This window comes from uncultured Shewanella sp. (assembly GCF_947495455.1).
Lineage (GTDB): Bacteria > Pseudomonadota > Gammaproteobacteria > Enterobacterales > Shewanellaceae > Shewanella.
The window spans coordinates 17,374-27,457 of record NZ_CANLZC010000080.1 but is presented as its reverse complement, the minus strand read 5'-3'; the positions used below and the strand labels follow the sequence as shown (position 1 = coordinate 27,457).

The window sequence follows — 10,084 nt, the reverse complement described above, 5'->3', positions numbered from 1 at the left end:
AGCGTTCAATCTGAGCCATGATCAAACTCTTCAATTAAAGTTTTGTTTTGGTCCGAAGACCTGCTCAATGAATTCTGTTCATTCGCATGAACACTCACTCTTAAAATAAAGAGGTCATTAAGTTATATTTCGAATAACTTAATCTCTGTGAGTGCCCACACAGATTTGCTTGTCTAATTTTTTAAAGAACGACGCTCTAAATAAGTGCTAAAGAACGTTTCGCCATATTGGCTGAGGTGGCGTATTTTACGCGTTTCCTCGTATGCGTCAAGTGTTTTTTTAAGAAGTTTTTCAAAGGTTAACTCTTATACAAAATAGAAATCACCTTCGCACTTCATAACTGCTTGAAGCATCTGTCACTGCTGCTGTTTCCTATACCTACAGGAAGCTGCTTTGCCGTGTCAGTGGGTGCGCATTATAGGGAGATTTGAAATTAGCGCAAGGGCTTTTTTTAAAAACATTATCTATATGCTTAGCTTTTATTCACTTGGCTTTTTTTTGTCGAAAAGCCATACAATTTAGACCAAAAACGATGAAATTGTCGTATCTTTAAGATAGTTGAACAGCGACTAAAGCTCGTTTTTCCATCACTAGACTAGTTTCACGTTGAATAATTCATTACCATGTAGCAGTTATTAACAGTTATTTATCATATTATTCATTAACTCTTTAGAGATTATATATATGCAAAAGCCATTCTTTATTGTCTTGCTCATTGCCATTCTTGGTGCTCTAGCAATATACCAACTTGCTCCAGCACTAAACGGAGCTATTGCTTTTTTCACTGGCGCCATCATTGCTAGCGTCGTTTATTCTATTCTATCTAAATCAACTTCTATCACACCTGATCCAGACAAGCCCTATACAGGCCCCACGATGACACTCTACGTTGGCAACTTACCCTATCGTGTTCACGAAGGAGAAGTAAAAGCCTTATTTGGAGAATATGGTCCAGTTAATTCCGTTCGCTTAGTTCGCGATCGAAAAACAGGACGACGCAAAGGTTTTGGATTTATTGAGATGTCTGAAGCGGGTGCGAAAAAGGCAATGAATAAACTCAATGAATTCGATTTTCAAGAAAGAACATTGAAAGTCAGAGAAGCTAAATCTCAAGATTCAGATAAAGCGGACACCAATAACTAAATTTGCTCTTCAACTCTACCTACATCATTAGCCAATATGGAACTGACTAACATTAACAAATCCATCATTGGCTAATTTATCTTGTAATGCTGTGGGAATGCTTTGCGCAGTATAGTAAGCAACACTCCTTGCCTCTTCAGTTGAATGACTTTCTTTCGCTAATAAAGAATACACTCTTGAAGCAATAGCCAGTTCAGAATCAAGCAAAGTCACATCCTCGCCTAATATTGTTTGGATATTATCTTTAAGAACAGGAAAATGAGTACAGCCTAAAACTAAAATATCAACTCCCGCATTTTTTACTGGTGTAAGTATCGATTCAAGATGCTGCATATCGGGCTCGCAACCAATCATTTTGTTCTCCGCCAATAACACTAATTCGGAAGAACCAAATAAATGCACATCACAATCACTGGCAAACCGTTGAATCAAATCACGCGTATAACTGCGCGTGATCGTTGCAGGCGTCGCCAACAAACCAATGTTCTTTTGATTTGAACATTTTGCAGCCGGTTTGATGGCAGGCACCACACCAACAATAGGAATATTAAGCTGCTGCCTTAATATAGGTAAAACTAATGTACTAGCTGTATTACAAGCCACAACAACTAGAGCGGCGTTTTCACGCATAGCAATGTCACTGATGAGGGCCACACAACCGGTAATCAATTCCTGGTCGTCAAGCTCCCCATAGGGTAATCTTGCATTGTCAAAGACATAGCAATAAGAAGCCTGTGGTAACACTGATTTTATTGTGTTTAAAACTGATAACCCACCAATACCAGAATCAAATACCAATATAGGACCTGCCAATATATACCTCTTACAAGCATAACGAAAAGGCACAGTTTCCCACACCTAACGTCAAAATCAAAAAACAAAACAATAATACAAGGCTAATTCACTCTCTTGTAAATCCAATAAACCTTTCTGAATACGCCTTAACACTGATATTTTGACTCATGCCGACACTCGCATAATAGCATCACTTGGGTATATAATTCCGGCCCCAATAGCCAAAGATGATCAGAATATGAATTTAGCCGCAATGGATCCAACAACCTATGATGCACAGCTCGAGGAAAAACGCATCAAGTTGGAGCAATTATTTAGCCAATTTGATACACCAAAGATGGAAATATTTGCATCTGAGCCTGCGCATTATCGCATGCGTGCTGAATTTCGTATATGGCATGATGGCGATGACATGTACTATTACATGTTTGATAAAGTACTTAATAAAAAAGTGCGCTGTGATCAATTTCTTCCCGCAAGCAAGCTCATCAATGAGCTTATGCCAGTATTAATAGAAAAATTAAAATCCAATACTTTGCTGCGCCACAAACTGTTTCAAATCGACTTTCTCTCAACGCTAAGTGGCGAAATACTGGTTTCATTGCTTTATCATAAGCCCTTAGAACACGCATGGGAACATGAAGCTCAAGCATTGAAGACTACACTATCGAAGCAATTTTCCATTAACTTAATTGGCCGAGCTCGAAAACAAAAAATTATTATGGATAAAGATTTTGTTCTAGAATCTTTGCTCGTCAACAACCAGTCATTGCAATATCACCAAATTGAGAACAGTTTTACTCAGCCAAACGGTAAAGTGTCTATAAAAATGCTTGAATGGGCGATTGATGCCACAAAAAATAGCACAGGGGATTTATTAGAACTTTACTGTGGCAATGGGAATTTTTCCATTGCCCTAGCTCAAAATTTTAATAAGGTGTTAGCCACAGAGCTGGCTAAGCCATCAGTAGAATCTGCACAATATAATATTAAAGCCAACAATATTGATAACCTACAAATTATTCGCATGTCTGCTGAAGACTTCACTGATGCAATGGCAAAAAAGAGAAGTTTTAGGCGGTTAGAAGGTATCGACTTAGACAGCTACGAATGTAATACCATTTTTGTTGATCCTCCAAGAGCAGGACTCGATACCAATACCATTAAACTTGTTCAACAATATGAGCGTATTGTCTATATTTCATGCAACCCTAATACGCTTATCGATAATTTAAGTGAACTGGCTCAAACACACAATATCACTCGCTTTGCATTATTTGATCAATTTCCCTATACCGATCATATGGAATCGGGTTTGTTATTAGAGAAAAAATAAACAACTATGGCTTAAAGTGAGTGGCTTAAAGCGAGTGATGCCATTCAATGCTAACTCACTTTGAGCATTTGTTTTTTCTGTAACGCTTCCGCTCCCTTTGCCACCATGCGCAATTGCACCACCAGCTGATCGGCTAGTTTTTTTCGCTCTGCCCGCTTCATGTCTAACGCTGCAGCCCCCGCGTTAAAAACTAAAGTCACTAAGGATTCAGCTTGGACTCTGGCCAAAACAGGATCCCTTTGTGTTGTCGATTCAGTATAATGGGTTAATTCTGAAATAAAATGCTCAATTTCTCGAGCTACTGCACCACGAAAAGGCGCCGATGTACCAGAACGTTCATGGAGTAGAATACGAAAAACATTAGGGTTTGATTCCAGCACCTCCATAAAAGTATCAACAGAAATGCGGATCACACTGCCACCCTCTTCAGCCCGTTGACGCCCCTTACGCATCATTTGCCTTAAGGTTAACCCTCCTTCATCAACCATAGTTAAACCCAATTCATTCATATCCTTAAAATGACGATAAAAAGAGGTGGGTGCGATATTGGCTTCTCTAGCAACTTCTCGCAAACTCAAGCTGGAAAAGCTCCGTTCTGCACTTAATTGGTTAAAAGCAGCATCAACTAATGCTCGACGGGTTTTCTCTTTTTGCAATGCTCTAATGCCCATACTCGTTCCACTCACACAACAGGTGAAGTGAATAATACCGTTTTTTAAAACAAAGCGCAGCAAGAGAAGAAATCTTGACCCCAGCCAAGAAGCACGTTAGATTAGCTTACACATGTAAGCCCAAAATGAAGTTGCTAGAGATAAAATGAAAAAACCACCGTTAATTTGGACGAATGTCAGTTTATTTGCCCTCACCTTTTTAGGTGCAATCATTTTGGTACCTTGGTATGCCATGACATACGGGTTTCAAACTTCAGAATGGGTTGCTTTCGTCGTACTCCTTTTTGCCAGCGGTATGTCTATTACTGGTGGGTATCACAGATTATGGTCTCACCGTACCTATAAAGCCCATGCCTCTGTCCGTTTCCTGTACGCACTTGGTGGCGCCTTAGCCATACAAAACAGTGCATTGCATTGGTCGTCTGATCACCGTATTCATCATAAACATGTTGATAATAATGATATTGATCCCTACTCAGCTAAAAAAGGGTTTTGGTACAGCCATATCGGTTGGATGCTAAGAGAATACCAAGCACACCGTTATACTGATTATAAAAATGTACGTGACTTACAAAATGATAAGATTGTCATGTGGCAACATAAATATTATCTTCCGCTAATGCTGCTTATGAATATTGGATTACCTGTGTTTTTAGGTTGGTTAAATGGCAACATTCTTGGCATGGTTCTACTTGCAGGCCTATTAAGGTTGGTCGTAAGCCATCATTTCACATTCTTTATTAATTCATTAGCGCATATTTGGGGTAAACAAACTTACACAGATAAAAATACCGCTAGAGATAATGGCTTTATTGCCCTATTAACTTACGGCGAAGGGTATCATAACTTCCATCATATTTTTGAAAATGATTACCGTAATGGCATAAAATGGTGGCAATATGATCCCACAAAATGGATGATCAACATTTTTGCAAAAGTCGGTTTAGCCAGTCAATTACGCATTGTGCCTCAAGAACGCATAGAAAGTGCAAAATTAAAAATGCAGCTGCAAAAGACACAACACAAAATTGCGCATTTACCGAATAAAGAAGAAGTATTGGCCATTATACAAGCTGAATACGACATAATGAAAAGCCATTTATTAGCTTATTATGAAGCTAAAAAAACACTGCTTGACGCTAAGAAGAAACAACTCGTTAATAAACAGTTAATGCTACAAGTGGAGCATTTAAAAGAACGTTGGCTACAACAAAAGAAGAACTGGCGAGCACTCACGTCTCTTTATGTATAAAACCTAAGATTAATGCATCTGGCTAATATTCAAACTTGCATTCGCCTTATATGATGATCTGTAATGAATATTCATATAAGGCGAAGTCATGCAGGATGCTGCAATAAAGTTAACTCAATATAGCCATGGTGCAGGCTGTGGCTGTAAAATATCGCCCTCGATATTAAATACTATTCTTGCTTCAACACTCCCCACCTTTAACGATTCCAATATTCTTGTCGGTAATCAAAATCGAGATGACGCCGCAGTCTATCAATTAAACGACACCACAGGCATTATCAGTACAACCGACTTTTTTATGCCAATCGTCGACGATCCTTTCACCTTTGGCCGCATAGCAGCAACCAATGCCATTAGTGATATCTATGCCATGGGCGGCAATCCTATTATGGCCATCGCTATTTTAGGATGGCCCCTTAACAAACTATCCGCAGAAATCGCACAACAAGTTGTCGATGGAGGGCGCCAAGCCTGCCATGATGCCAATATCATGCTTGCAGGAGGGCACAGCATCGATTCACCTGAGCCTATATTTGGATTAGCAGTAACGGGACAAGTGGCGCTAAATAAACTCAAAAAGAATAATACCGCTCAAGCAAAAGATAAACTCTATCTGACGAAACCCCTTGGTATAGGCGTATTAACGACGGCTCAAAAACAACAAAAACTTGAGCATACTGATAGCCATATCGCGATTGATGCCATGTGTCAGCTCAATGATATTGGGCCTTTAATAGCAGAAATAAACGGTATCAATGCCATGACAGATGTCACTGGATTTGGACTCGCAGGCCACTTACTGGAAATGTGCCAAGGCTCAAATCTTAATGCTAATATTAATATGACATCACTGCCTTTGCTCCCTCGAATGAAAGACTATATCAAAATGAACTGTGTTCCTAGCGGCACACACAGAAATTATGAAAGCTATCAAACCCATTTGCCCCAACTGACTCATGAGCAAAAAGTAATACTCTGTGATCCGCAAACCAGCGGTGGACTTTTAGTATCAGTCAATTCAAACGCCGAACAAGCCTTATTACATTTAAGCGAGAGTCATCGACTGCCCATTTATTGTATTGGTCAGCTAGATGCCAATTCCCGCCCTCATATTATCAACTTAACCTAATGACAAAAGATAGCATTTCGCCTTCGGCTTACTCATCCATTTTTATTAATGCTCATCCTCTTATTGATGTTAGAGCCCCTGTAGAATATACAAAAGGGGCCTTTCCCAATAGCCATAATCATTATTTACTTCACGACAATGAGCGTACACAGATTGGTACTTGCTACAAAAAACACGGACAAGTAGCCGCAATCAAATTAGGTCACTCGCTCATAAAAGCCGATATAAAACAACAGCGAATAAACCAATGGATCCAATACATCAAACAAGAGCCCCATGCCTATCTCTATTGCTTTAGAGGGGGGCTCAGATCACAAATTGCCCAACAGTGGCTTAAAGAGGTGGGTTACACAGTTCCCTTCATTGAGGGCGGCTACAAAGCCATGCGACAATTTCTGATCCAATCCATTGATAAAGCCTGCCACTCACAATCACTCATCGTTCTGAGTGGCACAACGGGAAGCGGTAAAACCCTGCTATTATCAAAATGGCATAACAGTATTGATCTCGAAGACATTGCCAAACATAGAGGATCCAGTTTTGGCCAATATTTTGAACCTCAACCTAGCCAGATCAATTTTGAAAACACCTTAGCCATTGAACTACTAAAGTTACGAGTCAACAAGCCCCCATGGCTGTTGATTGAAGATGAGAGTTATCTCATTGGACGTGCCGCGATCCCAAAAAACTTCTACCAAAAAATGCAATTGGCCAATATTCTTGTCCTTGAAGAAACAATGGAAAATCGTGTCACTCGAATCCTTCAAGATTATATTATCAACATGTATGAAGAGTTTAGCACCCGTTTGGGTATTGATGAAGGGCAAAGGGCTTTGCAAAAATATTTAACTCAAGGCTTAATGCAAATAAAAAAACGTTTAGGTGGTAAACTGCATGATGAATTACAACGCCATTTAAAGCTTGCTTGCCAACGAGATGCACACAAGAACATCAGTGATGATCATAGAATATGGATAACAAAATTACTCAGCCACTATTATGATCCTATGTATCAATATCAACTCGATAAAAAACAAAGCAAGATTGTTTTTCAAGGTGACCATTTAGCGATAAATCAGTGGCTAAATAACCAATACACAAGTCTAAGCTAGTACATCTAAGCAATAGTCACCTTGACTAAGCTCCTAAAAGAAAGAATGTCATCTGCCGTGAAGGTTACCTTTAGCTGCTTTGGTTGAACTTTCATATCAGAAAAGAGGACATGAAATTCAACATCTTGAATCACCACCCAGTCTCCAGCATCTAAATCCTGCATTAATAAGCCATCAATTGAGGGCTGGACCGATTCTAATGCTTCCGATATGACAATATAATGTAAATGCCGAGACAACCAAGCATTAAAGCCCTTCTCATTCTGATGATTATCACTGACAAAAAACATTTTCCGTCCGCTCATTCCCTGTAAGATCATACGCTCCAGTGCCGATAACTCACGGTTAACCAATAATACCGCTCTACCATCCACTAATCTTTCAATCCCCTCGACTTTAACTCGTAAATACAAATGCCGGATCACATAACTTATACAAGCAAAAACAAAACCAGGAAAGGCCCAAATAAGATAAATTAACACCAGTAAATTCAATACAGATAACAGAGTAAACAGCTGCAAAATACTCCAAGAAAATGCCCCCAACAAGACCATAGAAAGCACTGCCGAGCCTACCATAAAGACAGCATTAGCAATATTATTCACCGCTATCGCTTGAGCACAATGCCCTTCTTTTGATTTAACTTGAATAAAAGCATATAAAGGAACAATGAATAATCCACCACTGACCCCTATCATAAATAAATCAAATATGACCCTATAATGCTCCCCTTGAGTGATAAAAGTCATTGCGCTGTAAGCAATACCTGAATGGGGTTCAAGCGAGGTCACAGCCAAAGGTAAATCTAGCCCAAATACAGTCAGCCCAATTAATCCCAATAAGGTGATACCCAATTCGACCTGTCCAAATGACAGTCGTCCACAAATGAGTGACCCAATACCTATTCCCATGGAAAACAAAAGCAAAAGTAAGGAAACAAGGGTTGCATCACCTTGTAAATTAACTTTTGAAAAGTTAGGAAACTGAGTGAGGTAAGTCGCACCTGAAAACCAAAACCAGCTGATCACAATGACACTTGCCCAAATTGCAGGTTGTTTTTTTACCTCCTTGATCATTGTCCAACCACCAGAAAAAGGGGCAAATTTTACTTTTTGGTAAGCAGATATCGAGGGAACAGAAGGGATCATGACACTGGCAACATAGCCAATGACCGCTAATGTAAACACCAAAGCCGCCGACAGTCGTCCTTGAGGATCAAAATCAACAATCAGACCCGCACTAAGCGTGCCAACCAAAATAGCAATAAAAGTCCCTAACTCGACCCAAGCATTACCTCGAACTAATTCATGCTCATATAATGCACGAGGTAAAATAGAGTACTTGACCGGACCAAAATAAGCAGATTGTGTCCCCATTAAAAACAGTAACAAGAGCATAATTAAATAGCTATGGGTTAAGATTGCCACCATAGCACACGCCATAAGAACAATTTCTAATAGCTTTAACCTGCGGATCAGTAATGCTTTATCAATATGATCCGCAATCAAACCTGCATGGGCTGAGAACAATAAGAAAGGCAGAATAAATAGGCCTGCGGCTAAATTAACAAACAAATTAACACTGATAGGTAAGTGATCAACTTGGGAGTATGTCACCATCAGCAGCAGAATATTTTTGAACAAATTATCGTTTAACGCCCCTAAGCATTGCGTCACAAAATAGGGGAAAAAGCGGCGGGTAACAATCATATTGATACTCCTTGTCAGGCTCAAGACCACCAGCCTTCATACTATGTATTACGCTAATTCATACCAAATTGAGAAAATAACAGAAAACATTCAACACTGCACAATACCTCATCGATAAACTGTCACTCTCCGATTAAAATTTTATCCCATTCTAAATGAGGTGCGCCCACCACGATAAAATTAGGATTTTCTAAACTTTCACGTTCATTATAGGACAAAGGCTGCAACTCTAAATCCATAACCTCTCCACCGGCTTCTTCGATAATGATCTGTGCCGCTCCTGTATCCCACTCACCTGTGGGACCGATACGTACATAGCAATCGGCTCGACCTTCAGCAACTAAACAACTCTTTAACGCCGCACCGCCTAAAGTGACTAACTCACAATGCTTATGTTGATGAAACAACTTAATCACCGACTGTGGATCTTGTCTTCGACTCACGGCTAAACGCAAGGATGAATCATCATTTTCAATGAATCGACTGTGGATCCTCGTTTCGACTTCACCATGACGCTTATAAGCTCCTAACCCCGCAATAGCGTAATAACAGACTTCTGTCATCGGCACATAAACCACGCCCATTATCGGTCGATTATGCTCAACCAAAGCAATAATCACAGAGAAATCACCACTGCCCGCAATAAACTCCCCCGTCCCATCAAGGGGATCCACTAACCAATAACGCTGCCAATGAGATCGTTTTTCAAGCGGTATATCAGCATCTTCCTCAGAGAGTATAGGAATATCGGGAGTCAAGATCATCAAAGCCGATGTAATAATATTATGTGCAGCCAGATCAGCAGAGGTCACTGGCGTATTATCTGATTTAATTTCACGCTCAAATGTGCCTCGTTGATAAATATCCCTAATCGTTTCTCCAGCATCCTTTGCTATATCGATAACTTGCTCAATATAATGTTCTGGCTTCATATACG

Annotated in this window: 9 protein-coding genes; 5 read left to right on the top strand and 4 right to left on the bottom strand. The window is 39.8% G+C overall.

All coding sequences use genetic code 11. The annotated features are described in order from the left end of the window. Window positions 1–684: 684 nt before the first annotated feature. Window positions 685–1,143 carry an RNA-binding protein gene (locus Q0791_RS18055; RefSeq protein WP_299009402.1) on the top strand — a complete coding sequence of 153 codons (459 nt, stop codon included), beginning with the start codon at window positions 685–687 and terminating at the stop codon, window positions 1,141–1,143. A gap of 27 nt (window positions 1,144–1,170) precedes the next feature. Here the strand turns inward: Q0791_RS18055 and murI are convergent, their stop codons facing one another. After that, window positions 1,171–1,956, bottom strand: coding sequence for a glutamate racemase (gene murI / locus Q0791_RS18050; protein ID WP_299009400.1), 786 nt, complete (start codon window positions 1,954–1,956; stop codon window positions 1,171–1,173). Window positions 1,957–2,176: 220 nt separating this feature from the next. Here murI and trmA point away from each other — a divergent pair, with 220 nt between their 5' ends. Next, entirely contained in the window at window positions 2,177–3,274 is a 1,098-nt protein-coding gene (trmA, locus tag Q0791_RS18045; RefSeq protein ID WP_299009398.1) for a tRNA (uridine(54)-C5)-methyltransferase TrmA, read from the top strand. Window positions 3,275–3,324: 50 nt separating this feature from the next. Here the strand turns inward: trmA and fabR are convergent, their stop codons facing one another. Beyond that, window positions 3,325–3,945 (bottom strand): HTH-type transcriptional repressor FabR, encoded by a 621-nt coding sequence (gene fabR, locus Q0791_RS18040; protein WP_299009396.1) that lies wholly within the window; start codon window positions 3,943–3,945, stop codon window positions 3,325–3,327. A gap of 145 nt (window positions 3,946–4,090) precedes the next feature. Between fabR and Q0791_RS18035 the strand changes: the two genes are divergently transcribed. The 3 genes from Q0791_RS18035 to mnmH all read left to right on the top strand — a co-directional run bounded on the left by Q0791_RS18035 (window position 4,091) and on the right by mnmH (window position 7,438). Continuing rightward, window positions 4,091–5,197, top strand: a complete 1,107-nt coding sequence (locus Q0791_RS18035) for a fatty acid desaturase (RefSeq protein WP_299009394.1) — start codon at window positions 4,091–4,093, stop codon at window positions 5,195–5,197. 88 nt (window positions 5,198–5,285) lie between these two features. Then, window positions 5,286–6,326 (top strand): selenide, water dikinase SelD, encoded by a 1,041-nt coding sequence (gene selD, locus Q0791_RS18030; protein WP_299009392.1) that lies wholly within the window; start codon window positions 5,286–5,288, stop codon window positions 6,324–6,326. Continuing rightward, on the top strand, window positions 6,326–7,438 hold the full coding sequence (mnmH, locus tag Q0791_RS18025; protein ID WP_299009389.1) for a tRNA 2-selenouridine(34) synthase MnmH: 1,113 nt from the start codon (window positions 6,326–6,328) through the stop codon (window positions 7,436–7,438). The genes selD and mnmH overlap by 1 nt, the downstream gene beginning before the upstream one ends. A gap of 5 nt (window positions 7,439–7,443) precedes the next feature. On the opposite strand, the gene Q0791_RS18020 is transcribed toward mnmH, so the two are convergent. Together Q0791_RS18020 and cysQ are read right to left on the bottom strand one after the other, a co-directional pair. Next, window positions 7,444–9,147, bottom strand: a complete 1,704-nt coding sequence (locus Q0791_RS18020) for an MFS transporter (RefSeq protein ID WP_299009387.1) — start codon at window positions 9,145–9,147, stop codon at window positions 7,444–7,446. Window positions 9,148–9,269: 122 nt separating this feature from the next. Beyond that, window positions 9,270–10,079 (bottom strand): 3'(2'),5'-bisphosphate nucleotidase CysQ, encoded by an 810-nt coding sequence (gene cysQ / locus Q0791_RS18015; RefSeq protein WP_299009384.1) that lies wholly within the window; start codon window positions 10,077–10,079, stop codon window positions 9,270–9,272. Between the last annotated feature and the right edge of the window lie 5 nt (window positions 10,080–10,084).

Bases quoted from the DNA above. Each gene is read 5' to 3' on its own strand.
- Q0791_RS18020 (WP_299009387.1), bottom strand. From the start codon at position 9,147: ATGATTGTTACCCGCCGCTTTTTCCCCTATTTTGTGACGCAATGCTTA.
- cysQ (WP_299009384.1), bottom strand. From the start codon at position 10,079: ATGAAGCCAGAACATTATATTGAGCAAGTTATCGATATAGCAAAGGAT.
- Q0791_RS18055 (WP_299009402.1), top strand. From the start codon at position 685: ATGCAAAAGCCATTCTTTATTGTCTTGCTCATTGCCATTCTTGGTGCT.
- mnmH (WP_299009389.1), top strand. From the start codon at position 6,326: ATGACAAAAGATAGCATTTCGCCTTCGGCTTACTCATCCATTTTTATT.
- fabR (WP_299009396.1), bottom strand. From the start codon at position 3,945: ATGGGCATTAGAGCATTGCAAAAAGAGAAAACCCGTCGAGCATTAGTT.
- Q0791_RS18035 (WP_299009394.1), top strand. From the start codon at position 4,091: ATGAAAAAACCACCGTTAATTTGGACGAATGTCAGTTTATTTGCCCTC.
- selD (WP_299009392.1), top strand. From the start codon at position 5,286: ATGCAGGATGCTGCAATAAAGTTAACTCAATATAGCCATGGTGCAGGC.
- trmA (WP_299009398.1), top strand. From the start codon at position 2,177: ATGAATTTAGCCGCAATGGATCCAACAACCTATGATGCACAGCTCGAG.